This window comes from Microcella alkaliphila, assembly GCF_004216855.1.
Classification (GTDB): Bacteria; Actinomycetota; Actinomycetes; order Actinomycetales; family Microbacteriaceae; genus Microcella; species Microcella alkaliphila.
The window spans coordinates 191,474-214,359 of record NZ_SGXT01000017.1 but is presented as its reverse complement, the minus strand read 5'-3'; the positions used below and the strand labels follow the sequence as shown (position 1 = coordinate 214,359).

Genomic DNA, 22,886 nt, shown 5'->3' with positions numbered 1-22,886 from the left:
CGTCGATTTCACGCATCGGTCAGGAGGTGACCGCAGACTGGGCAGATGCGCGCGACAGACGATCCGGCGGCACGCCGCCTCGCCGGAGCACTTACGGCGACCGCCGCCTCGGTGCGTCAGCGGGGCGCCCTCACCGACGCTCTGCTTTATCTCGGTGACGCCGCGGGCCGCGCCCTCGCCGCGAGCACTGAGACGACCGACCCGCATGCCCGCGCGCACGCGGTCGCGACGGTGGCGATGAGCGCCGATGACTCGCTTGGCTTTGATGTGGCGATCGAGACAGCCCTTCGCGACGTCAGCAACAACGCCCCATCCTGAGCCCGCATAGATCGCGCGCCCAGCGTAAGCGGAGTATATTTTTCGGTATGCCGAAAAATCTGCGCGGGATGCTGGCGGGTGCGACCGCCGCGCTCGTCGCGCTCGCGGCCGGGTGCGCGCCGACGGGGCCGTCCGCCGGTGACGATCCCCGCGCATCCGATGACGCGGCGTCCGACCGCCCGCTCGTGCTGACCACCTTCACGGTGATCGCCGACATGGTGCGCGAGGTCGCCGGCGACCGCGTCGAGGTGCGCTCGATCACGCGCGTCGGCGCCGAGATTCACGGCTACGAGCCGACGCCGGGCGACCTGCGCCAGGCGCGCGGCGCCGAGCTCGTCATCGAGAACGGCCTCGGCCTCGAGGCGTGGTTTGCGCAGTTCATCGCCGACGTCGACGCGCCGAGCGTCACCCTCAGCGACGGCCTCGACCCCGTTCCGATCGCGGGCACGTCTGAGGCGAACCCGCACGCGTGGATGTCACCGCTCGCCGGCCAGCACTATGTCGAGCGCATCGCGGCGGCCCTCACCGAGCTCGACCCAGCCGGAGCCGAGCACTACGCCGACCGCGCCGCCGATTACTCGGCCGAGCTCGACGCCGTCGCCACAGAGCTTGCGGCGTCGATCGAACGGGTGCCGGCCGCCGAGCGCGTGCTCGTCAGTTGCGAGGGAGCCTTCTCGTACCTCGCCCGCGATCTCGGGCTCGACGAGGCCTACCTGTGGCCGGTCAATGCCGACCAGCAGGCCACCCCGCAGCGCGTCGCCGCCGTGATCGACACGGTGCGCGAGCGCGAGGTTCCCGCCGTGTTCTGCGAGTCGACCGTCTCGGCCGACGCGATGCTGCAGGTCGCCGCCGACACGGGCGCGCGATTCGGCGGCACCCTCTACGTCGACTCCCTCTCCGACCCCGACGGGCCCGTGCCCAGCTACCTCGCCCTGCTGCGCCACGCGGCCGACACGATCGCGACGGGGCTGGCGTCGTGAGCGCGACCGCGAGCATCCGCCTCAAATCGGTGACCGTGCGCTACGGCGCGGTCACCGCCCTCGACGACGTCACGCTCGCCGTCGCCCCGGCGGCGGTCACCGCGCTCGTCGGGATGAACGGGGCCGGCAAATCGACCCTCTTCGGCGCGATCACGGGTCGCCTCCGCCCCCGCCGCGGCCGGGTCGAGGTGCTCGGCGGCGCCCCCGACGCCGCGCGCCGCGCCGGCCGGGTCGCCGTCATGCCGCAGTCAGACGGGGTTGACCCCGACTTCCCCCTCACCGTCGCCGACGTCATCGCGCAGGGGCGATACGGGCGGCTCGGCGTGACCCGCCGGCTGCGCGCGGCTGATCGCGACGCCGTCGCCGACGCCCTCGCGCGCGTGCAGCTAAGCGACCTCGCCAACCGGCCCATCGGCGCGCTGTCGGGCGGTCAGCGCCGCCGCGTCTTCGTCGCCCGGGCGCTGGCGCAGCAGGCCGACGTGCTGCTGCTCGACGAGCCCTACGCCGGGGTCGACGTCGTCAGCGAGCGGCTCATCGCCGACGTGCTCGCCGACCTTGCCGCCGCGGGAGCCACCGTGCTCGTCTCGACCCACGACCTCGCCACGCTGCCCGACCGGGCCGACCGGGTCGTGCTTCTCGCCCGACGCCTCGTCGCCGACGGGCCGCCCGACGAGGTGCTCGCCCCCGAGGTGCTCTCCCGCGCGTTCGGGCTGCCGCGCGACACCGACCCGGCCAGCGACACAGATCTCACGCGAGACGCCGACCCCGGGGAGACCCGCGCATGACCTGGCTCGACCTCCTCCTCGAACCGTTCACCTACGAGTTCATGCTGCGCGCCCTCGCGGCGACGACGATCGCGGCCGTCGTCTGCGCTGTGCTCAGTTGCTGGCTCGTTCTGATCGGCTGGTCACTCATGGGTGACGCCGTCGCGCACGCCGTCTTGCCCGGCGTCGTGCTCGCCTACCTCGTCGGCGCGCCCTTCGCGATCGGCGCCCTCGTCTTCGGCCTGCTCGCCGTGCTGCTCATCGGCGTCGTGCGCGACACCTCCCGCATCAAAGAGGATGCGGCGATCGGCATCGTCTTCACGAGCCTATTCGCACTCGGCATCGTGCTCGTCTCGATCACGCCCAGCCAGATCGACCTCGGCCACATCGTGTTCGGCAACATCCTCGGCGTCGGCCCCGCCGACCTGCTGCAGATCGCCATCATCGGCGCCATCGCCCTCAGCCTGCTCATCGTGAAGCGCCGCGACCTCACCCTCTTCGCCTTCGACCCGGCACACGCCCACTCGATCGGCCTGTCGCCCCGCCGCCTCTCCGCCCTGCTGCTGGGCCTGCTCGCCCTCACCGCCGTCGTCGGCCTGCAGATCGTCGGCGTCGTGCTGGTCGTCGCGCTGCTCATCATCCCCGGAGCCACCGCGCGCCTCCTCACCGACCGCATCCAGAGGATGCTCGTCATCGCCCCGCTCATCGCCGCCGCTTCCAGCCTGGTCGGCGTCGCCGCCAGCTACTACCTCGACATCGCCTCCGGCGGCGCCGTCGTGGTGGTCAACGCGATCGTGTTCTTCACCGTCTATCTGCTGCACCCGACGCGGGGTCTTGCCGCGCGCATCCGCCGCCCCGCCCCGCTGTCCACGGCATCGTGACACGAGCCGCCCGATTGTCGGACCATCGGCGTACACTCCCGGCATGAACCCGAAGCTGACTGACTACGTCGAGGCGGGGTATGCCCTGACGCCCGAGCAGCGGCTCGAGGCGGCACGGCTTCTGCGCTTGAGTGTCGACCGCGACATCGACGCCGATCAGAGCGCTATCGACGCTGCGTGGGACGACGAGATCGCGCGACGCCTGTCCGACGTGGTCGAGAGCCGGGCTGACCTACTCGACGGTCCCGCTCAACTCCAGCAACTCCGCGCCGAAATCGCCGCACGTCGAGCGTGAGCCGCTCGTGGCAGCAGCACCCGGCTGGTGGGCCGACCGCACCGGTTAGTCGCTTCGCCGTCTACCTGCTGCACCCGACGAGGGGTCTTGCCGCGCGCATCCGGAGGCCTCTAGCGTCAGCGGCATGACGCGACCACTCGTAAACTGGCACTCCCGCACCACCCGTGACCGGACGACCGGTCAGCGGGCGGCCGACATCCTGCGCAACGGCATGGGCAGCTGGCCGTTCGTGTTCTCGTTCCTCGGGCTGATGGTCGTGTGGGCAACCCTGCAGTTCGGCACCCTGGCCTGGGATCCGTACCCGTTCATCCTGCTGAACCTGATCCTCAGTGCGCTCGCGGGGCTGCAGGGAGCGATTCTGCTGATTGCGGCGAAGCGGCAGGACGCGATTTCGGCCTCCCTCGCCCAGCACGACTACGAGACGAACGTCGCCGCCGCGCGTGAGATCGATGAGCTGCTGATGATCAACCGCCGCCAGCTCGAGCTCATCGAGCGGCTCGTCGCCGACCGAGACGGTGGAAACGGCAGGGGGCTGCCCGCCTAGAACGTGTCGGGCGACGGCGTCGACGCGTAGCGCACTGTGACGTCGGCGTGCCGGTCGAAGCGATACCCGGCTCCGCGCACCGTGCGCACGATCTCTTCGTACGCCCCGAGCTTCGCCCGCAGTCGCCGCACGTGCACGTCGATGGTGCGCTCGTTCGGCACCTCGCCTTCGTGCTCGACGCCCTCGGCCCAGAGCGCCGAGATGAGCTCGTTGCGGTCGATCGTGCGACCCTCGCGCAGCACGAGATACTGCAGCAGCTCGAACTCCTTGTACGTGAGCTGCGCTGTCTCGCCGTCCAGCACGACGCGCTTGCGTGAGATGTCGACGATGACGCCCTCATCGACGGGTGTCTTCTCGCTCTCACCGCGGTAGCGCGACAGCGCGGCCGGGTCTTGCATGGCCAGGCGCACCACCTCGAGGTCGCGACCGCCCGCGCCGACGGGGGCCAGGGCGACGGCGGCGTGCGTCTCGGCGGCGGGCGCAAGCTGACTTGTCACCTTCTTCAGCTCGGTCACGAGGCGGCCGAGGTCGATGCCGGCGGCCGCGGCCTTCTTCTCGTCGAGGCCGACGTAGAGCACGAACCCGCGGGGCTCGGTCTGCGGCGGCGCGGCGGCGGCACGACGCTGCGGGTTGACCCCGGGCGCGGTCGCGGCGGGGCCAGACGTGGGGGGAGTGGGCGAAAAAGTCATGGGTCGATGCGTCCTTCAAAAGTGTGATGGATGCGCGCAGGCGACGGTCGCGGCGCGCGGGATCTCATCAGGAGCACATTCGACAGGCGTGCACGACCGCAGCGCGCATCATCATGCGCGTGGTCTCCCCGGCCGAAACGGCGGTGCGGGCGAGAGCGAGGGCGGTCATGCTTCTGAGTATTTCGTTTATCCAAGCAGAGCGTCAAGTCGCCGAGCCGTGCATCCGTCTAGACGCGCAGCCGGCGAGAAGTGAGCGCGCGCCGTTCAGCCGGCTGTGCCGTACAGCCGGTCGCCGGCGTCGCCGAGGCCGGGCACGATGTAGCCGTGCTCGTTGAGGCGCTCGTCGAGCGCGCCGAGCACGAGCGTCACATCGCGGCCCTCGACCGCTTTCTCGACGGCGGCAACGCCCTCGGGGGCCCCCAAGATGCACACCGCGGTGACGTCGACCGCGCCCCGGTCGAACAGGTACTGGATCGCCGACAGCAGTGAACCGCCCGTCGCGAGCATCGGGTCGAGCACGAAGCACTGCCGGTTCGACAGGTCGTCGGGCAGGCGCTCGGCATACACGCTCGGCTCGAGGGTCTCTTCGTTGCGCACCATGCCGAGGAACCCGACCTCGGCACTGGGCATCAGCGCCGTCATGCCCTCGAGCATGCCGAGCCCGGCGCGCAAGATCGGCACGATCAGGGGTCGCGGTTCGCTGATTGCGAGCCCGACCGTCTCGGCGACGGGGGTGTGGATGGTCACCTCGTGGGTGCGCACCTGACGCGTGGCCTCGTAGGCGAGCAGGGTGACGAGTTCGCTCGTCAACGCGCGGAAGGTGGGCGACGGCGTGCGCTCATCGCGGAGAACCGTCAGCTTGTGGGTGATCAGAGGGTGGTCCGCAACGTGCACTCGCATAGGCTCAATCTAACGGAGGTGGCCATGACCGCGGTGTCCGACGCCGAGCTGGCCGCGATGCGTGAGGCGCTCGCGGAGGCGCGCGAAGCGCTCACGACCGGCGACGTTCCGGTGGGCGCCGTCGTCGTCGACGCTCGGGGTCAGATCATCGGCCGAGGACGCAACGAGCGCGAGGCGTTGGTCGATCCGACCGCGCACGCCGAAGTGGTTGCGCTGCGTCAGGCGGCCGCCGCGACCAGCGACTGGCAGCTGAATGGATGCACGCTCGTCGTCACCCTCGAACCGTGCGTCCTCTGCGCGGGCGCCATCCTCGCCGCGCGGATGCCGCGGGTTGTGTTCGGCGCGTACGACGACAAGGCCGGCGCCGCGGGCGGGGTCGTCGACCTACTCCGCGAACGCCGGCTGCCGTTCCGTGTCAACGAGGTCGTCGGCGGGGTTCTCGCCGACGACGCGGCGACGCTGTTGCGCGAGTTTTTCGATACGCGGCGCTGACCTCGAGGGCGTGCGCCGCGCATCCACTCACCAGAAGACGGCGAGAACGATGTTGATGAGCGCGAGGCCGCCAGCCGCGTGGAAGAACGGCTTGATCGTGCGATCGTTGCCGTTCTTGCGGGCGCGCAGCCAGCCGAGCAGGGCGGCGACGAAGACGACGAGCGCGATGGCGAGCTTCACGATGATCTTCGTGTAGTCGAGGTCGCGGTCGATGCCCTCCGCGACCCCCGTCAACAGGATGCCCGTGACGAGTTGCGTAATCGCACCCCCGAACACGGCGGTGACCGCAAAGTCGCTGTTCTTGCGCATCTGCACGAGGAAGGGGCCGACGATCGCGGCCAGGCCGATGAAGTGGCCGACGACAAGGAACTGGTAGAGGAACTCCATGCCTCAAGCCTAGCGAGCGTGGTTCAGAAAGTGGGGTGCGCCGCGTCAGTCCGCCCCGCGGATGATGATCGTGTCGGTCGGCGGGTCGACGTCGGCGCGCGGGGCGGCGACCTCGGGCTCGAGCACGATCGTGCGCGCGTCGGGAAGGGCGACGCGAATGCCGGCCTTCACCTCGCTGAGCACGGCGACGATGTCGGCGACGGGCGTGCGGCGGCCGAAACCGAGGGTTGCCGTGACGAGCACGTCGCCCTTTTCGAGGCGGTGCACGACGACCTCGCCGACGCTCTGCACGCCGGCCGTGCCGACGAGCACCTCGCGAATGGCCATGGCCTGGTCGGGGTCGACTGGCCGGGCGCTCGAGCCCGTTGCTGCCGTCGTGGTCTCGGTCGTGGTCTCGCGGCCGTCGTGGTCGGTCATTCCGCATCCTCCCGTTCGAGTGCCCCCAACCTACACTCGTGGCATGAGTGCACCTGGCAGCCTTCCCCCGATCGCGATCATCGGCACCGGTTCGATGGGCGGTGCGATCCTGGCCGGCCTGCGGGCGGGCGCGCCCGACGTTCGAGTGCGGGTGACCACCCGGTCGGAGGCTTCGGCGGCGGCCCTCCGCGCCGACGGAGTCGAGGCGCGCGCCGTCGAGCACGACAGCGACGCGAACGCATGGGCGGTCTCCGGTGCCGGAGTTGTGGTGCTCGGGGTGAAACCGGCGCAGATCGTCGCGGTGCTCGGGGAACTCGCGCCGACGCTCGACCCGGCGGCGCTCGTGGTGAGCGTCGCGGCGGGCATCACGACCGCGGCCATGGAGGCCGCGGCGCCCAACCCGGTCGTGCGGGCCATGCCAAACACGCCGTCCCTGGTGGGTCGCGGGGTGACGGGGGTCAGCGGGGGAGCCCGCTCGACGGCCACGCACCTGGCGCTTGCCGACGACCTGTTCCGCCTCGTGGGGACGGTGGTCGAGCTGCCCGAGTCGCAGATCGACGCGCTGTCGACCATCTCGGGGTCGGGCCCGGCCTACGTGTTCCTGCTGATCGAGGAGTTCACCCGCGCCGCGCAGGCGATGGGGTTCGACGAAAACGTGGCGAGGCTCTTGGCGGAGCAGACGTTCATCGGCGCGACGGCGCTGCTGGAGGCGTCGGGGGAGGATCCCGAGGAACTGCGCCGCCGCGTCACGAGCCCGAAGGGCACGACCGAGCAGGCGGTGGGCGTGCTGCAGGGCGCCAAGCTGAGCGCGCTATTCACCCGCGCGGCCGAGGCGGCACTCGCCCGCGCCCGCGAGCTCGCCGCCGGGGCGTAGGGTGCGGACCCGGCCGCGCCCGCACCAGTCGGCCCAGCGCGCACCAGCCGAGTTCAGGCGCGGCTGCTCTATCGCGCTCGAGTTCGCACTTGTGGATGTAAAGACTCCTTCCTGCCAACCACAACTGCCAACTCGAGCCCCATGTGCACACGGCGAGGCTCAGCGCTGCGTCACGTCAGTGCGCCGCCGACGGCACGACCTCCATGTGGGCTGACTGTAAGTGCCGCTCACGGCACGTGCCGTGCGAGGCACCTACGCGAAACGCCTACACGCCCGGGGCGCGAGCTGAGCCCTAGGGCTTACCGCCCGACCGGCGTCCGTAGCCCCTCAGTCGTCGAGGGACGCGAAGCGGTCGATGTCGTGCTCGGTGCCCGAGCAGATGATGAGGTCGTGATTCGACACGATCGTCTGCTCGGTGGCATACGTGAACGGCTTGCCGGGGCTCTTCACACCAACCACGGTGATGTTGTACTTCGTGCGCACCTGCGACTCGGTGAGCGACAGCCCGCGAATCGCCTTCGGCGGGTACATCTTCACGAGCACGAAGTCGTCGTCGAACTCGATGAAGTCGATCATGCGCCCGGACAGCAGGTGGGCCACCCGCTCGCCGGCCTCGCGCTCGGGGTAAATCACGTGGTTCGCGCCAATGCGGGCCAGAATCTTGCCGTGGGACTGGCTGATCGCCTTGGCCCAGATCTGCGGCACCTTAAGGTCGACGAGGTTCGCCGTGATGAGCACGCTCGACTCGATTGACGACCCCGTCGCGACGACGGCGATCGAGAAGTCTTGCGCGCCGATCTGCTGAAGCGCGTCAATCGAGCGGGCGTCGGCCTGCACAGTGTGGGTGATGCGGTCGGCCCACTTCTGCACGAGCACGGGGTCTTCATCGACACCAAGCACCTCGCGGCCTTGACGTTGCAGCTGGCCGGCGGTGGCGGCGCCAAATCGCCCCAGCCCGATCACGATGACGGGAGCGTCGTGCCGAATGCGTTCAACCAACGATGGGCCTCTCTTCTGCTCGGCGGAACAGTTGGCGTCGCTGGCTCGCGGCGAGCGCGGCGGCGAGCGTCACTGTACCAACGCGGCCCGCCCACATGGTCGCGGCCAGCGTGTACTTCGCGGCGTCGGGCAGCTCGTTGCTCGTGAGCCCGGTCGACAGGCCGCACGTCGCGAACGCACTGATGACGTCAAACAAGACGTAATCGAGCGGTGCCTTCGTGATGTGCAGCACAATGATCGACGAGGTCGCCACGATCGTCGCGCCCCACAGCACGATCGACACGGAGACGCGCAGCACATCGACAGGAATCCGTCGGTCGAATGCCTCCATGTCTTTCACACCGCGTGCCTCGGCGAAGGCCGCCAAGAACAGCACGGCGAGCGTCGTCACCTTGATGCCGCCCGCGGTCGACGCCGACCCGCCGCCGACGAACATCAGCATGTTCATGCCGAGCAGGGTCGAGCCGTTCATGGCGCCGACGTCGATCGGGCTGAAGCCGCCCGAGCGGGTCATGACCGACAGGAAGAAGGCGTTGAGAGGCCGATCGACGGGGGACTGCCCGCCGATGGTGCTGCCGTTGTTCCACTCGAGCACCATGATCAGCATCGTGCCGAGCACGATCAGAATGAGCGTCGTGAACAGCGTCAGCTTGGCGTGCACGCCAAGCCGTGCCCGAAACCGCGCGAGGCGGAACAGCGCGAAAATCACCGGGAAGCCCAGGGAGCCGAGGAAGACCCCGACGGCGATCGTCAGCAGCATCCAGGGGTCGGAGACGAACGGCTCCATGCCGTCGACCAGAGGGACGAAGCCCGTGTTCGTGAAAGCGGATGCGGCCAGGTAAAAGCCCTGCCACGTCGAGTCCCAGAGCGAAAAGCCGGCCGTGAGCAGGCGGGGGAAGATGGACGCAAACAGCGCTAGCTCGATGACGAGCGTGCTGAGGGCGACCGTGCCGAGCAGGCCGCCAATCTCTCCAATACGGATTGCCTGCGAGTCGTTGCCGGCGCCCGAGGTGACGCGCGACTGGCTCGCGTCGTTCACCGCGAGCAGCTTCGCGCGCAGCCCCAGGCGGCGCGACACGATGAGGCCCATGACGCTCGCGAGGGTCAGCACGCCGATTCCGCCGACCTGGAACCCGAGCAGCACAACGCCATGCCCGAACGCCGACCAGTGGGTCGACATATCGAGGGTGACCAGCCCGGTGACGCAGATCGCTGAGACCGCCGTGAACAGCGCATCCGCAATCGGTGTCGGCTCACCGCTTGCGCTCGACATGGGCAACGCGAGCAGCGCTGTGAAGATCAGGATGAGCCCCGTGAAGATGACGATCGCGAAGCGGGCGGGCGACGACACCAGGTGGCGATCGACAAACGCTTGGATGCGCGCGGGCACCGAAGCGGGAACGCCGCGTCCCGGTGTCATCACCGGTCGCACGTGCGGACCTGCGGCCATCCTGTGCCTCCTTGGCCCATTCGGCCGGTCGCCATGGTACTCCCGCCCCGGCTCAACTAGCCTGGTGACATGGCCGACATTTTCACTGTGATCGCCGACGCTACCCGCCGCGAGCTGCTCGGGCACCTGCTCGACGCAACCTTGTCGCCCGACAACAAGGAGGGTGAGCTCGCGGTCAGCGAGCTGGTCGACCGCATGGATGCGACCCAGCCGACGGTGTCAAAGCACCTGAAGGTGCTGCGCGACATCGGCCTCGTCCAGGTGCGTGAGGAAGGCCAGCACCGCTACTACCGCCTCGACTCGACGCCGCTGGAAGACGTCGAAGACTTCCTGATTCCTTTCCTGTCGGTCGACTTCGACGAGGAACACGGCGAGGGCGGCGCAGCGTTCGCGGCCTGGGCGGGCGTCGACCTGACCGGCCCGGCGAGCACAATCGGTCGGGCGGCGGCGGACGCCTCCCACCAGGCCCGCACGGTTATCCACGAGGCGCAGGAGCGCCTGCACGTCGTGGGCGACAAGCTTCACGACGCACAGGAGACGGTCGCGAAGCGCCTGCCCTGGCGCAAAGACTGACCTCCGCGGTCGGCCGAGTCACCCCCCCTGTTGTGGCGTCTTTACTTCCGTCACACCAGCCCCTACCGTGAACACGGTGCACGGGCATGCAGGCCCGCGCCGTCGGTTTGACGACAGGACGACAGATGACTCGCGATCTCTCGGAGGTTCGCTTCCTCACGGTGGCTGAGGTCGCCGAGATGATGCGCGTGTCGACCATGACCGTCTACCGCATGGTGCACGCGGGCGAGCTGCCGGCGATCCGCTTCGGGCGGTCGTTCCGCATCCCCGAGTCGGCCGTCGCCGACGCGATTCGCCCGGGCCTCTGCGACGTCGGCTGACCGCCCCGTCTGCGGCGCGCCTCCCGACTGCGATAGACTCTCCCGGTTATCGACGCGGTTCTGAACGGACCGTGAGTCCGTTCGTTCATTCGATCAAAGGATTTGTATGGGTTCTGTTATCAAGAAGCGCCGCAAGCGGATGGCCAAGAAGAAGCACCGCAAGCTGCTGCGCAAGACGCGTCACCAGCGTCGCAACAAGAAGTAGGGCCGAGCGCCCGACAGCCAGCGCCTCGCCGATCCGGCGGGGCGCTTCGGCGTTAGCGGGCGTCGTTAGCGACGGCGCGCGCCTCGCGGCGCACCCGTCGCCGCTGGGCACGGATGCTCGCCGCACCCGCTGTGATGATCGGCCAGCTTCGGGCGCGCGCGTAGCGCTTCAGCGCCGCATCAGGGTTCACGACGACGCGGTTGCCGGCCAGTTCGAGGAGGGGGATGTCGTTGCGCGAGTCGGAGTACGCCCAACAATCGTCGAGTCGGGCGTGCTTGTCGACGGCGAGGTCTTTGGCGGCGAGAGCCTTCTCGGTGCCGTGCATCACGTGGCCGAGCAACTCTCCCGTGAAGATGCCGTCGACGTCGCGGATTCGCGTGCCGATTGCCCCGGTGAGCCCCAGCCGCTCAGCGATGACGCGCGCACACGCCTCCGGGGTCGCCGTGATGAGCCACACCTCATGGCCCTTGTCGAGGTGGTCTTGGGCGAGGCCGACGGTTTCCGGCAGTAGCAGCCTCTCGATGCGCTTCTCGTAGGTTTCGACCGCGAGGGATTCGAGCTCCTCAATCGTGTGGCCCTCGATCAACTCGAGCGCCCGGTCGCGCACCGCCAGCTGGTGGCGGTGGTTCTCGCCGACGGCGATGAAGCGCAGCTGCTTCCAGGTGAAGCGCAGGATGTCGCGCCACGTCACGTAGCCGCGCTTCCACGCCGCCCAGCCGAGGTGGTACACGCTCGCACCGCGCATGAGCGTGTTGTCGACGTCGAAGAAGGCGAGAATCGGGGTTGGGCTCGGGGGAGCGCTCGGAGTTTCCCCGGTCGTCGCGTCGTCGTCGATAGCGGCCATCAGCGTCCAGTCTAGGCACGGGCGTAGGCTTGCCCTGTGCCGCGCATCGAGGTCCTCCTGCTCACGAAGCCCGGGTGCCACCTCTGCGACGACGCCCGCCCGATCGTCGAGCGGGTCGTCGCAGATGAGCCCCAGGCCGAGCTGGTTGAGCGCGACATCACCACCGACGAGGCGTTGAACGCCCGCCACTGGGACGAGATCCCCGTGGTGATGGTCGATGGTGCCGTGCATTCCATCTGGCGCGTCGACGAGTCGCGCCTGCGCCTGGCGCTGAAGGAGAAAACAGCATGATCCGCCACGTGGTGTTCTTCCGTCTGGGGTCGAGCGAGGCTGAGCGGGCCGCCGATATCCGGCGTTTTGCCGCGCCGCTGGAGGCGCTCGTGGGGGTGATCCCCGGGCTGCGGTCGCTGACGGTCGGCGCCGACATCGGCCTGCTCGAGGCCAATTGGCACGCCGTGCTAATCAGCGAGCACGACGACCGTGAGGCGCTCGCCGTGTACGCCAACCACCCCGCGCACATCGAGGCGGCGACCATCGTGCGCTCGCTCATGATCGACCGCGCGACCGTCGACTACGAGGTCTGAGGGCAGGCTTTCGCGCGATGTGCGGCCGGTATGCGAACACGAAGAGCGGCGAGGAACTCGGCCGCTACTTCGATGCCGACGAGGTTGCCGACGTCGCGATACCGGCGAGCTGGAACATCGCGCCCACCCAGCAGGTGCCGATCGTCGTTGACCGGCTGTCGAAGACCGACCCCGACGAGGTGCCGCCCAGTCGGCTCGTGACGAGCGCGCGGTGGTCGCTCGTGCCGCGCTGGGCGACGGAGTTGACGAGCACGTACCCGACCTTCAACGCCCGCAGCGAGACGGTCAGCGAGAAGTCAACGTTTAAGGGCGCGCTCGTGCGGTCGCGTGCGGTGCTGCCGGCGGACGGCTACTACGAGTGGCACACGGTGACGGGAGTCGACGGCAAGCCGGTCAAGACGCCGCACTACATTCACGACCCGGTGGAGGGCGAGCTGTCGTTCGCGGGGCTGTACTCGTGGTGGCGGCCGCCGGTGGCCGACGGCCAGGAGCCGGCGCCGTGGATGCTGACGGCCACGATCTTGACGCGCGCCGCGTCGGGGCCGGCGGCGAGCATCCACGATCGGGCGCCCGTGATGCTGCCGCGCGAGCTGGTCGACGAGTGGCTCGACCCGACGGTCGAGGGCGACCAGGCGCTGGTGGATGCGATGGTCGCTGAGAGCGAGGCCGTGCTCGAGCGGCTCGAGCTGCACCCGGTCGCGGCGCTGCGCGGCGACGGTCCGCATCTGATCGAGCCCGTCGCCCGCTGACGCACGCCGAACGTTGCCGCGCACGTGCAATGTTGCGCATGCTCGGCACCAAACGTGGTGCCCTCAGCGCCGGCTCCCGCACTTCGCACGACTGCTCTGCTGTAGGAGTTCCTACACCGGAGTAGTCGCTGTGACCCCGGCGCACCTTTCCCGGCCCACTACCACTAGCTCGCGGCGCTCAGCCGGCTCATTCCGTGTCTACAGGCAGGCGCCCCACAGCCCCAGCCCGCCCGCCTGGGCGGCCGCCTCGGCGGCGAGGATCTCGTCGCGGTAGCGGAAATTCGGCGCGTAGTGCAGCTCGCGCGCGTAGCCCTCCTCGACGAGGGCGAGGTTGATGAACGTGCCGTCGGCGGCGAACAGGTACATCAGTTCACGCTCGAAGCGGTCCTGCGGGTCTTCGTCGTACTCGTAGCCGATGAGGGTGCCCACCGGCGCCAGCCGGGCGAGCGCGTCCGTCGCCTCGTCCGCGAAACACTCGGGAGTCGGCCGCAGTTCGGGGGTGTCGATCCCGATGAGGCGCACGCGCAACTCCTCGCCGTCGACCACCAGCCGCAACGTGTCGCCGTCGGTGATCGACGCCACCACTCCGGTCGGGCGGCCGTCGATTCCGTTCGACCGCTGGTCGAACTCGGTGAGGAGGGCGCAGCCGCCGAGGCCGATCGTAAGGGCTGCGGCGAGCATCCCGAGAAGGGGGCGCAGGCGGGCACGCGGCATCCCGTGAGATTACCGGCCCGTTCGCCTCACGCCCGGGCATGCGGGTTACTCTGACCTCAATTGGCCCCGTTCGCCGACCGCCCCGCACCCCAGGAGCCCGCATGCCCGACGAGTCTGCGCTCGACCCGCGGTACCCGCGGGTGTTCCAGCGCGGGGGAGAGGGCGTCGCCCCGGCGCAGCTGGCAGCGGGCGTGTCGCCGTCGGGCCAGAACTCGGTGCAGGCGGCGGCGTCCCGCGCGCCGTCCGCGTCCTCGCCTCGCGCCCAGCGATCGGCCGCACCGCGCGCCCCCGAAGTCGACCCCGGTGCACTCGCCCCGGGCGCAGCGACCGCCGCCCCCGGCCGCCCACCGCTCGAACTGATCGTCGTCGGCAATCCGTGGATGCGCGCGCTCTGGGCCGTTGGTGCTCTCGCCTTCGCGGCGGGGCTGGCCCTCGCGGTCACCGCCGAGTTCGGCTTCAGCGCGGTGCAGGCAAGCGGCCCCTACCAGCCGGAGGCCTTCCTGCCTCCGCGCATCGCCCAGGTGCTGGCGTTGCCGTTCGCCATCGCCGGCACGGTTGCCCTGGTCGCCGCGACGGTGCTGCGCATCGTCGCCTGGCGCCCGGCCGCGGTGCGCGAGCTCGACGGTGACTGACACGACTGCCGCCGCTGTCGACACCCAGAGCAGCGTGGCATAGTACCTCCCGTGGGTATGTCGATCCTGACGCGCATCGCGCGACTGGCCGCTGCGATCGCGCTGGCGGTCGCCGGCGTCGCGATGGTGTCGCACCACGTCGGAAGCGACAGCCACGTCGTGGCCGTCCACGAGCATCCCGCCGCGATGACCAGCGAGTCCCCCATCGACGAGCCCCATCACCACGGCCTCGAATCTGAGCACGAGCACGGGCACGATCACAGCCTGCTGCTCATGGGATGCGCGGCGCTCGTCGTCGCGCTGCTCGCGTCGGTGCGCTACGCCCCTCCCGCACCCGGGCTCGTCGGGTCACATCCCGTGGACGCTCCGCGCACCGTGACACCGCACTCCAGCGCCGAGCCCGCACCGCCTCCTCTCGATCAACTCTGCGTGCTGCGGAGGTGACGGTGGCTCTCGAGCACGCGCTCGAGCCACCGACCTGTCACCTCCCCTCCCACGAAAGGTTGTTCCCATGCGTATTTCGCGTACGTCTGCGGCGTTCGCTCTTGCCGCCGCGCTGACCCTCACTCCCGTGCTCGCGGCGTGCACTCCCGCCGCAAGCCCCGGGGGTTCCGCGACCCCCACCCCGACCGTCGACGACGGTGCCCCCTCGCCCGCCCCGGCCGACGTCATGTTCGTGCAGATGATGATTCCGCACCACGAGCAGGCGATCGAGATGTCCGAGATCCTGCTCGCGAAGGACGGTATGCCCGCCGAGCTGCGCGAGCTTGCCGAGCAGATCGCCGCCGAGCAGGGCCCCGAGATCGAACGGATGCGCTCGTGGTTGCGCGACTGGGGCATGCCCGAGATGGGTGACATGGCCGGCGGTCATGGCGATCATGGCGGCCACGGCGGCATGGACGGCATGCTGTCGCAGGGCGAACTCGACGAGCTGCGTGACGCCGAAGGCGATGAGGCCGTCGACCTGTTCCTGCGGCAGATGATCGCCCACCACGAGGGTGCGATCGACATGGCCCGTGACGTGATCGACAACGGCCGCCACCCGGATGTGCGCGCCCTCGTCGACAACATCATCGCCTCGCAGCAGGCCGAGATCGAGCTCATGACCGAATGGCTGGACCGGTGACCCCGCGCCGTTCCTCGACCCTCGCCGCGCTCGGAGCGGCGGCCGCGACCGCGTTCGTGCTCGGCGCATGTGCGCCTCCCGCCGGGCTGAGCCCCGACGCGTTCGGCCCCGCGCCTGACGCCGTCGTCGCCGACCCCGGCGTCACGCACGTCCACGCCCTCGACGTCGACGAGCGCGCTGGTGTCGCCCGCATCGCGACGCACTACGGCATCTACGCTGCCGAGCTTGTTGACGACGGGTCGGCGCAGGCGGCGCGCGTCGGCGAGTGGCAGGGTGACGCGATGGGCATGGCTCGCGCGGGCGACAGCATCCTGTTTTCCGGCCACCCGGCCGAGGGTGAGCCGGGCCCCGCGAACCTGGGCGTTGTGGCGTTCGCCGACGACGGCACCACCTCGGTGATCGCGCTCGACGGCGAGGTCGACTTCCACGCCATGGCGGCGCACGGTAGCCGCGTGGCCGGCTGGGATTCGGCCACCGGCGCCGTCTTCCTGAGCGATGACGGCGGCGCGACGTGGAGCACGGGCGCTGTCACTCCGATTCGCAGTCTGGCCTGGGCGGCGGACGGCGTGACGCTACTCGGCACCACGGCCGACGGACTCGTCGCCTCCACCGACGGCGGCGCGACCTTCGACCTCGTCGACGGTGCTCCGCTGCTCGTGCTGCTCGCCAACAACGAGGCGGATGCGGCGCTCCCGCGCGTGGTCGGCATCGACACGGAGGGCGTCATTCACGTGTCGACAGACGGCCGCGAGTGGTCGGCGGTGGGAGAGTCACCGATCCTGCCGGAAGCGATCGCCGTCACCGCGAGCGGCCGCATCGCCATCGCCGACACGAGCCTGGCCCTCGTCTCCGACGCAGACGGTCGCAACTGGCAGAGCCTGTTCCGCTACTAGTGGCGGGGTCGCCTACCGCTGGCAGCTCGGGCAGTACCAGGTGATGCGCTCGCTGAGCGCGTCCTCGCCGAGCAGCCCGCGCCGGATCGGCGTTCCGCAGCGCCGGCACGGCTTGCGGTCGCGGTGGGCGACCCACAGGCGCGTGTCGCGCCGGGTGTCGCCGGTGGTGGTGCGCTCGTTGCGGTCGCGATTGGCGCGGATGAGCCGCACGGCGAGGTCGAGCGCGGCGGCCGCGTCAGTCGCGCCGACCGGGGTCTCGGGTAGCACCCCGCGAAGGAAGAGCGTCTCGTTGCGGTAGTCGTTGCCGAGCCCGGCGATCACCCGCTGGTCGAGCAGGGCAAGCCCGATCGGCCGCTCGGGGTCGGCGGTCAGCCGCGCGAGCGCCTCGTCCCGGTCGAACTCGTCGCGCAGCGGGTCGGGCCCGAGGTGGTCGATGAGCGTGCCCTCCTCGGCGCGCGGCACGAGGTCGAGCTGACCGAGCGCGAAGCCGACGGCCTGCACGTCGTCCGCCTCGAGCACGATGCGCGCTTCGAAGGCGGGGCGTCGCCACCGATCGCCGCGCCGGTATACGTGCCAGACGCCCTCCATCTTCAAATGCGAATGGATGCTCGTGGTCGACGTCCGCGTCACCAGGTGCTTTCCGAACGCCTCCGTGCCCTCGACGGTTTCGCCGCTCAGGTCGACGGTGGCGTGCTGCGGCACGCGCACGTCGCAGCGCGTGAGCACCCTGCCGGTGAGTGCCGCGTCGAGCCGCCGGGCAGCGCGGTGGACGGTGTCTCCCTCGGGCACGGCGTCACACCCTCAATCGGAGGCCCTGCGGGGTCGCCACGAACCCCGCCGCCAGCAGCGCCTCGCCGAGGGGTGTGCCGAACACGCTGTGCTGGTTGATCCGTTCGACCCGCAGGCTTCGAAGCCGCGCCCGCACGGTCGCGGCGAGCTCCGTCGCGGCGGCGGCGAGTTCGGCCTCGTCGTCGGTGAAGGTCAGGGCGCTCTTGCCGCCGCGTTCGAGGTAGACGGCAAGGTGTCCGTCGACGAGGGCAACGAGCGAGCCGGCCTTGCGCCCCGGGCGGTGCTTCGTCGACTCGCCGCGAGCCTCGGCGGCCGCGTCGACGCGCGCGTCGGGCCAGGGCAGGGCCGCGCCGTAGGGGCTGGCGGGGTCGGTCGCGGCGAGCACGACCGCCTGCAGACCGGGGGCCGCGTCGGGGTCGCGGGTGAACGTGCGCAGCCGGTCGACGGTCGCCGGCGTGCCGAACTGGGCGGCGCCGAGGTGTTCGACGAAGTAGCCGCGGCGTACGCGCCCCGCCTCTTCGAGCTGGGCGAGCACCTTGTAGAGCAGGGCAAAGCCCCCGGCGACGTCTTCGGCTTGGGCGGCACCTCGGGTGACGACGCCGTGGCGTTCGAGCATGCTCTCGGCCAGGTGCGCGGTGCGCCGCGTGACGTCGTCGTCGCGCTCGGGCAGCAGCGCCCAGCGCCCGGCCGCGGTGGGCGGGCCGGTGCGGGCCGACAGAGCCGAGCCGCCTGCCGCCGCCGATCCGCGCATCCCGGAGCCCGACGGCCGCGCATACCCACTCATCGTGCGCGAGCGAGCCCGCGGCGCCCGCCGCTTCCCCGCCGTGCGGCTCGATGTCGACCCGAGCAACGCGCGCACGGGGGCGATCGTGTCATTGGTGAGGTGCCCCGACCAGACGAGGCTCCACAGTTCGGTAACGAGCCCCGCGTCGTCGGCGTCGTGCAGTGCGCCGGCCAACTGTCGGAAGAAGTATCCGCCGCCGCCCTCGAGCAGCGAGACGATGCGCTGCTGCCGTTCGCTCAACTCGTCGCCGACGGGAGGCCGCAGGCTCAGCGGTGCGAGCTCGGCGAGGTGCAGGCTCAGCCAGCCATCGTTACCTGGCAGCGAGCCTTCGCCCGCCCACACGACCTCACCTGATGCGGTGAGCTCGTCGAGCCAGGCCGGCGAGTAGTCGCGCACGCGGGCGGGCAGAACGAGCGACTCCCAGGCGCTTGCCGGCAGCGCGACGCCCTGCAGCTGCTCGATGGTCTGCAGCACCCCGTCGATGCCGCGCAGGCTGCCGCCGATGTGCTGCCACGCGGGCAGGAACCGCCCGAGAGACCCGGCGCTGACCGGCTCGATCTCTTTGCGCAGGGCCGCGAGGCTGCGGGTGCGCAGCCGGCGCAGCACTTCGGCGTCGATCCACTCGGAACCCGCGGCGTCGGGACGGAACTCGCCCTCGATGACGCGACGATCCGCGCCCAACCGACGCAGAGCATCCCGCACCACCGCTGTTCCCATGCCGTAGCGCTCGGCGACGTCCGCGAGCGCGAACGGCCCGTGGGTGCGGGCATAGCGCGCAACGAGGTCGCCGACCGGGTCGGGCACCTGTTCGAGGAACGCGGTCGGCACCCCGATGGGCACGGGGGTGCCGAGAGCGTCGCGCAGGCGGGCCGCGTCTTCGACGGCGGCGAATCGGGGATGCGCGGCGATCGTCACCGCGACCGCCCGGTTCGCGCGCGTCAGCTCGGCAAGCGCCGCCTCGACATCGAGCCCGTCCACCGAACGCAGCCGCACCTCGTCGACCGACAGCGGACCGAGCAGGCGCAGCAGGTCGGCGACGCCCTCCGTATCGCGCGCCCGCCGCTCGGGGGCGAGCCGCTGCAGTTCGGCCTCGACATCGGCGATGACGCGGGCGTCGAGCACCTCGCGCAGCTCGGCGCGGCCGAGCAGTTCGGCGAGCAGCGTCGAGTCGATGCTGAGCGCCGCCGCCCGGCGCTCCGCGAGCGGACTGTCTCCCTCGTACAGGAACGCGGCGACGTAGCCGAACAGCAGCGAGCGGGCGAACGGCGACGGCGACGGCGTTTCGACCTCGACGACGCGCACCGAGCGCTGCGCGATCTGCGTCGCGAGTGTGGTGAGCGCATCCAGGTCGTAGACGTCGCTCAGCACCTCGCGCAGCGTCTCGAGTGTGATGGGGAAGTCGGGGAACTCTTGCGCGACCTCGAGCAGCTGCCCGGCGCGCTGGCGCTGCTGCCACAGGGGGCTGCGGCGCCCCGGGTCGCGGCGCGGCAGCAGCAGCGCGCGCGCCGCGCACTCGCGGAAGCGGCTGGCGAACAGCGCAGATCCCCCCGCCTCAGCGGTCACGATCTGCGTCAGCTCGTCGGCGTCGAACAGCAGCAGCTCGGCGCCGGGCGGTTCGGCGTCGGTGTCGGGCAGGCGCACGACGATGCCGTCATCCGCGGCGATCGCGGCGCCGTCAACGCCGTGCCGTTCGCGGATGCGCGCCGATACCGCGAGCGCCCACGGCGCGTGCACGCCGAGCCCGTACGGCGAGTGCATGACGAGCCGCCAGTCGCCGAGCTCGTCGCGGAAGCGCTCGACGACGAGGGTCGTGTCGCTCGGCAGATGCCCGGTCGCGGCCGTCTGCTCGACGAGCAGCGCCTCGAGGTTCGTGATCGCGCGCTCGTTGAGGCCGGCGGATGCGAGGCGGATGCTGCGCTCGCCCGCGTCGGCGGCCCCCAGCTCGCGCGTGGTCGCCCCGAGCGCGCGCCCGAGCTCGGCGGGGCGGCCGAGCCCGTCGCCCTTCCAGAACGGCACCTTGCCGGGCTGGCCGAACGCGGGGGTGACGATGACGCGGTCGCGGGTGATCTCGTCGATGCGCCAGCTGGTCGCGCCGAGCGCGATCACGTCGCCGACGCGCGACTCGTAGACCATCTCCTCGTCGAGTTCGCCGACGCGGCGGCCGGGACCGTCTCCGGCGAGGAAAACGCCGAACAGGCCGCGGTCGGGAATCGTGCCGCCGCTCGTCACCGCGAGGCGTTGCGCTCCGGGCCGCCCGGTGAGGGTGCCGTGCACGCGGTCCCACACGATGCGGGGCCGCAGTTCGGCGAAGCGGTCGCTCGGGTAGCGGCCGCTCAATAGGTCGAGCACTGCCTCGTAGGCGGATCGGGGCAGCGAGGCGAAGGGGGCGGTGCGGCGCACGGCGTCGAACCAGTCGTCGATGTCGGCCGGCTCGAGCGCGACGTGCGCGACGGTCTGCTGGGCGAGTACGTCGAGCGGGTTCGCCGGAACGCGCAGTTCCTCGATGAGGCCCGCGAGCATCCTTTCGCCGGTGACGGCCGCGTGCAGCACGTCCATGCGGTGCTTGGGCACGAGCACGCCGCGGCTGACCTCGCCGACCTGGTGGCCGGCGCGGCCGATACGCTGCAGGGCGCTCGCGACGCTCGGCGGCGACTCGACTTGGATCACGAGGTCGACGGCGCCCATGTCGATGCCGAGCTCGAGGCTGCTCGTCGCGACGACGCAGCGCAGCCTCCCGGCCTTCAGGTCGTCTTCGATCTCGGCGCGCTGGTCTTTGCTGACCGAGCCGTGGTGGGCGCGGGCCAGCAGCGGCGGAGCAGCCGCCGTCGGCTCGGTGCCGACTCGACGAATCGCAGATTCGTCGGCGCTGGCGTCGCGCGAACGCGATGCGTTCGCCTCAAGCTCCAGCGCGCGTTCCGCGTAGATCTCGTTGAGCCGCGCCGTCAGCCGCTCGGCCAACCGCCGCGAGTTGACGAACACGATGGTGGAGCGGTGTTCGAGCACCCGGTCGACGATCGACTCTTCGACGTGCGGCCAGATGGAGGGGTTCGCGGGCGCGCCGGAGGCGTCAGGGTCATCGTCATCGTCGGATGCTCGCGGCGGCTGCGTCATGTCGTCGACCGGCACCGAAATGGTCAGGTCGAACGTCTTGGCGCTCGGCGGCTGCACGATCTGCACGGGGGTCTGTCCGCCGAGGAAACGCGCGACCTCGTCGACCGGCCGCACGGTCGCCGACAGTCCGATGCGCTGCGCGGGGCGGGCGAGCCGGGCGTCGAGCCGCTCGAGAGTGAGGGCGAGGTGGACTCCGCGCTTCGTGCCGGCGACCGCGTGCACCTCGTCGACGATGACGGTCGTCACGCCGCTGAGCGTCTCGCGGGCCGACGAGGTGAGCATCAGGTACAGGCTCTCGGGGGTCGTGATGAGGATGTCGGGCGGAGTGCGCTGCAGGGCCCGACGCTCTTGGGTGGGGGTGTCGCCGCTGCGCACGCCGACGGTGATCGGCGGGGTAGGTGTGCCGAGCCGGGCAGCGGTCGCGGTGACGCCGATGAGCGGGGCACGCAGGTTGCGTTCGACGTCGACGCCGAGCGCCTTGAGCGGGCTGACGTAGATGACGCGGGTGCGCGCGGCGCCCTCGTCGTTGCGCTCGGCCTCGGCGGCGCGTGCCGTCGGGTCGGCGACGAAGCGGTCGATCGCCCACAGGAAGCTGGCGAGTGTCTTGCCCGAGCCGGTGGGGGCGACAACGAGGGCGTGGCGTCCGGAGGAGATCGCGTCCCACGCTCCGAGCTGCGCGGCCGTCGCGCCGGGGAACGCGCCGGTGAACCACTCGCGGGTCGCGGGGGTGAAGCGGCCGAGGACGGTGTCGGCGTCGGGTGCCTCAGTCACGGGCGTCGCCTGTGCCGCCCGCGCCGCCGGTCGCGTGGCCCGCGCCCGCGTCCGACTGCTGGCGCAGGAACGCCAGCACGTCGTTGAGCTCCGACTCGCTGACGGCGTGCCCGAGCCCCTCGTAGATGCGCTCGGTCAACTCGACGTGTTTCGGCAGCCAGCGCTGGGCGTGCTCGACGAACCGGGGCGGAATCACCTCGTCGGCGGTGCCGCGCCCCCAGAAGACGGGCGGGCGCCGGGCGGCGAGTCGGGCATCCGCCGGGGCATCGCCGTCGAGGACGAAGCCGGCGAGGCTGACGGCCCACGCGAAGCGTTCGGGGGCGTGGCGCATGAGGTGCACGGCCATGGCGCCGCCCTGGCTGAAGCCGATGACGCCCACGCTGGAGGGGTTCTGGGTGTCGAGCCAGTGCAGGATTCCGCGGGCGGCGGAGTCGCCTCCGTCGATGCGCGAGGCGTTGAGTTCGGGGTCGAGGTCGTACCAGGCGAAGCCGGGGCCCGCGGCGCGTGGCGCCCGCAGGGAGGCGATCACGGCGTCGAGGGGCAGGTAGGGGGCGAGCCCGAACAGGTCGCCCTCGTTGCTGCCGTACCCGTGCAGCAGCACGATGAGCGGCCGCCCCGCCCGGTCGGCTTCGGGCGCCGACCACATGATCGCGCTGGGGTCGATCAGCTGCATGCCGCTCACGGGCCCATCCTTGCAGTCGCATCTGACAGCCGGTTCGGGATGCTCGGCCCCGGTTCAGGATCGACCCCCGGCGCGCACGCGGGCGCCTGCGGGTGCGTTTGGTTGTCTGCGGTATGAAT

General features: G+C 70.8%; 29 protein-coding genes. 18 read left to right on the top strand and 11 right to left on the bottom strand.

The window, feature by feature from the left end; genetic code table 11:
• Positions 1-45: 45 nt before the first annotated feature.
• From EV140_RS11165 to EV140_RS11140, 6 genes are all read left to right on the top strand, one after another.
• Positions 46-318: a hypothetical protein gene (locus EV140_RS11165; protein ID WP_130283902.1), complete on the top strand. Its 273-nt coding sequence runs from the start codon at positions 46-48 to the stop codon at positions 316-318.
• A 47-nt stretch (positions 319-365) separates the two neighbouring features.
• Positions 366-1,298, top strand: coding sequence for a metal ABC transporter substrate-binding protein (locus EV140_RS11160; protein ID WP_241971421.1), 933 nt, complete (start codon positions 366-368; stop codon positions 1,296-1,298).
• Complete coding sequence (locus EV140_RS11155; protein ID WP_130283900.1) at positions 1,295-2,083, top strand: metal ABC transporter ATP-binding protein; 789 nt, start codon at positions 1,295-1,297, stop codon at positions 2,081-2,083. The genes EV140_RS11160 and EV140_RS11155 overlap by 4 nt, the downstream gene beginning before the upstream one ends.
• Positions 2,080-2,943, top strand: a complete 864-nt coding sequence (locus EV140_RS11150) for a metal ABC transporter permease (protein WP_130283898.1) — start codon at positions 2,080-2,082, stop codon at positions 2,941-2,943. Before EV140_RS11155 ends, EV140_RS11150 begins: the two co-directional genes overlap by 4 nt.
• A gap of 43 nt (positions 2,944-2,986) precedes the next feature.
• Entirely contained in the window at positions 2,987-3,238 is a 252-nt protein-coding gene (locus tag EV140_RS11145) for an addiction module protein (RefSeq protein ID WP_130283896.1), read from the top strand.
• Between the two features lie 124 nt (positions 3,239-3,362).
• Entirely contained in the window at positions 3,363-3,782 is a 420-nt protein-coding gene (locus EV140_RS11140; protein ID WP_241971420.1) for a DUF1003 domain-containing protein, read from the top strand.
• Here EV140_RS11140 and EV140_RS11135 read toward each other — a convergent pair.
• Both EV140_RS11135 and upp read right to left on the bottom strand, forming a co-directional pair.
• Entirely contained in the window at positions 3,779-4,471 is a 693-nt protein-coding gene (locus EV140_RS11135) for a winged helix-turn-helix domain-containing protein (protein ID WP_130283892.1), read from the bottom strand. The genes EV140_RS11140 and EV140_RS11135 overlap by 4 nt on opposite strands.
• A 264-nt stretch (positions 4,472-4,735) precedes the next feature.
• Positions 4,736-5,371 (bottom strand): uracil phosphoribosyltransferase, encoded by a 636-nt coding sequence (upp, locus tag EV140_RS11130; protein WP_130283890.1) that lies wholly within the window; start codon positions 5,369-5,371, stop codon positions 4,736-4,738.
• Positions 5,372-5,395: 24 nt separating this feature from the next.
• On the opposite strand from upp, the gene EV140_RS11125 reads away from it, so the two are divergent.
• Positions 5,396-5,863, top strand: a complete 468-nt coding sequence (locus EV140_RS11125; RefSeq protein WP_241971419.1) for a nucleoside deaminase — start codon at positions 5,396-5,398, stop codon at positions 5,861-5,863.
• Between the two features lie 27 nt (positions 5,864-5,890).
• Here the strand turns inward: EV140_RS11125 and EV140_RS11120 are convergent, their stop codons facing one another.
• The gene (locus EV140_RS11120) at positions 5,891-6,250 is read right to left on the bottom strand and encodes a hypothetical protein (RefSeq protein WP_130283888.1); all 360 of its coding nucleotides are present in this window, start codon (positions 6,248-6,250) and stop codon (positions 5,891-5,893) included.
• Positions 6,251-6,295: 45 nt separating this feature from the next.
• Complete coding sequence (locus EV140_RS11115) at positions 6,296-6,667, bottom strand: cation diffusion facilitator family transporter (protein WP_130283886.1); 372 nt, start codon at positions 6,665-6,667, stop codon at positions 6,296-6,298.
• A 43-nt stretch (positions 6,668-6,710) separates the two neighbouring features.
• Between EV140_RS11115 and proC the strand changes: the two genes are divergently transcribed.
• A complete protein-coding gene (proC, locus tag EV140_RS11110; RefSeq protein WP_130283884.1) occupies positions 6,711-7,541 on the top strand; it encodes a pyrroline-5-carboxylate reductase in 831 nt (276 codons plus the stop codon).
• 327 nt (positions 7,542-7,868) lie between these two features.
• On the opposite strand, the gene EV140_RS11105 is transcribed toward proC, so the two are convergent.
• Both EV140_RS11105 and EV140_RS11100 read right to left on the bottom strand, forming a co-directional pair.
• Entirely contained in the window at positions 7,869-8,540 is a 672-nt protein-coding gene (locus tag EV140_RS11105; RefSeq protein ID WP_130283882.1) for a potassium channel family protein, read from the bottom strand.
• Positions 8,533-9,990: a TrkH family potassium uptake protein gene (locus EV140_RS11100; RefSeq protein WP_422386121.1), complete on the bottom strand. Its 1,458-nt coding sequence runs from the start codon at positions 9,988-9,990 to the stop codon at positions 8,533-8,535. The genes EV140_RS11105 and EV140_RS11100 overlap by 8 nt, the downstream gene beginning before the upstream one ends.
• Before the next feature lie 69 nt (positions 9,991-10,059).
• Here EV140_RS11100 and EV140_RS11095 point away from each other — a divergent pair, with 69 nt between their 5' ends.
• The 3 genes from EV140_RS11095 to EV140_RS11085 all read left to right on the top strand — a co-directional run bounded on the left by EV140_RS11095 (position 10,060) and on the right by EV140_RS11085 (position 11,088).
• Complete coding sequence (locus tag EV140_RS11095; protein ID WP_130283880.1) at positions 10,060-10,563, top strand: ArsR/SmtB family transcription factor; 504 nt, start codon at positions 10,060-10,062, stop codon at positions 10,561-10,563.
• A gap of 125 nt (positions 10,564-10,688) precedes the next feature.
• Positions 10,689-10,883: a helix-turn-helix domain-containing protein gene (locus EV140_RS11090; protein WP_130283878.1), complete on the top strand. Its 195-nt coding sequence runs from the start codon at positions 10,689-10,691 to the stop codon at positions 10,881-10,883.
• A 106-nt stretch (positions 10,884-10,989) separates the two neighbouring features.
• On the top strand, positions 10,990-11,088 hold the full coding sequence (locus tag EV140_RS11085; protein ID WP_003792170.1) for a 30S ribosomal protein bS22: 99 nt from the start codon (positions 10,990-10,992) through the stop codon (positions 11,086-11,088).
• 52 nt (positions 11,089-11,140) lie between these two features.
• Here the strand turns inward: EV140_RS11085 and EV140_RS11080 are convergent, their stop codons facing one another.
• Positions 11,141-11,932, bottom strand: a complete 792-nt coding sequence (locus EV140_RS11080; protein ID WP_130283876.1) for an HAD family hydrolase — start codon at positions 11,930-11,932, stop codon at positions 11,141-11,143.
• 36 nt (positions 11,933-11,968) lie between these two features.
• On the opposite strand from EV140_RS11080, the gene EV140_RS11075 reads away from it, so the two are divergent.
• From EV140_RS11075 to EV140_RS11065, 3 genes are read left to right on the top strand one after another with little or no spacing between them, the layout of a single operon-like run.
• Positions 11,969-12,223: a glutaredoxin family protein gene (locus EV140_RS11075; RefSeq protein ID WP_130283874.1), complete on the top strand. Its 255-nt coding sequence runs from the start codon at positions 11,969-11,971 to the stop codon at positions 12,221-12,223.
• On the top strand, positions 12,220-12,516 hold the full coding sequence (locus EV140_RS11070) for a Dabb family protein (protein ID WP_096420449.1): 297 nt from the start codon (positions 12,220-12,222) through the stop codon (positions 12,514-12,516). The genes EV140_RS11075 and EV140_RS11070 overlap by 4 nt, the downstream gene beginning before the upstream one ends.
• A gap of 17 nt (positions 12,517-12,533) precedes the next feature.
• On the top strand, positions 12,534-13,265 hold the full coding sequence (locus EV140_RS11065) for an SOS response-associated peptidase (protein ID WP_130283872.1): 732 nt from the start codon (positions 12,534-12,536) through the stop codon (positions 13,263-13,265).
• Between the two features lie 198 nt (positions 13,266-13,463).
• On the opposite strand, the gene EV140_RS11060 is transcribed toward EV140_RS11065, so the two are convergent.
• Positions 13,464-13,979: a thermonuclease family protein gene (locus EV140_RS11060; protein ID WP_130283870.1), complete on the bottom strand. Its 516-nt coding sequence runs from the start codon at positions 13,977-13,979 to the stop codon at positions 13,464-13,466.
• Positions 13,980-14,080: 101 nt separating this feature from the next.
• On the opposite strand from EV140_RS11060, the gene EV140_RS11055 reads away from it, so the two are divergent.
• The 4 genes from EV140_RS11055 to EV140_RS11040 all read left to right on the top strand — a co-directional run bounded on the left by EV140_RS11055 (position 14,081) and on the right by EV140_RS11040 (position 16,630).
• Complete coding sequence (locus EV140_RS11055; RefSeq protein WP_130283868.1) at positions 14,081-14,611, top strand: hypothetical protein; 531 nt, start codon at positions 14,081-14,083, stop codon at positions 14,609-14,611.
• Positions 14,612-14,662: 51 nt separating this feature from the next.
• Positions 14,663-15,055: a hypothetical protein gene (locus tag EV140_RS11050; RefSeq protein ID WP_130283867.1), complete on the top strand. Its 393-nt coding sequence runs from the start codon at positions 14,663-14,665 to the stop codon at positions 15,053-15,055.
• 67 nt (positions 15,056-15,122) lie between these two features.
• Positions 15,123-15,737, top strand: a complete 615-nt coding sequence (locus tag EV140_RS11045; RefSeq protein WP_130283865.1) for a DUF305 domain-containing protein — start codon at positions 15,123-15,125, stop codon at positions 15,735-15,737.
• The gene (locus tag EV140_RS11040) at positions 15,734-16,630 is read left to right on the top strand and encodes a WD40/YVTN/BNR-like repeat-containing protein (RefSeq protein ID WP_130283863.1); all 897 of its coding nucleotides are present in this window, start codon (positions 15,734-15,736) and stop codon (positions 16,628-16,630) included. The genes EV140_RS11045 and EV140_RS11040 overlap by 4 nt, the downstream gene beginning before the upstream one ends.
• Before the next feature lie 12 nt (positions 16,631-16,642).
• On the opposite strand, the gene EV140_RS11035 is transcribed toward EV140_RS11040, so the two are convergent.
• From EV140_RS11035 to EV140_RS11025, 3 genes are read right to left on the bottom strand one after another with little or no spacing between them, the layout of a single operon-like run.
• Complete coding sequence (locus EV140_RS11035; RefSeq protein WP_130283861.1) at positions 16,643-17,419, bottom strand: DNA-formamidopyrimidine glycosylase family protein; 777 nt, start codon at positions 17,417-17,419, stop codon at positions 16,643-16,645.
• Between the two features lie 4 nt (positions 17,420-17,423).
• Positions 17,424-22,085, bottom strand: a complete 4,662-nt coding sequence (locus tag EV140_RS11030) for an ATP-dependent helicase (protein WP_130283859.1) — start codon at positions 22,083-22,085, stop codon at positions 17,424-17,426.
• Positions 22,078-22,758, bottom strand: coding sequence for an alpha/beta hydrolase (locus EV140_RS11025; RefSeq protein ID WP_130283978.1), 681 nt, complete (start codon positions 22,756-22,758; stop codon positions 22,078-22,080). The genes EV140_RS11030 and EV140_RS11025 overlap by 8 nt, the downstream gene beginning before the upstream one ends.
• Positions 22,759-22,886 lie beyond the last annotated feature (128 nt).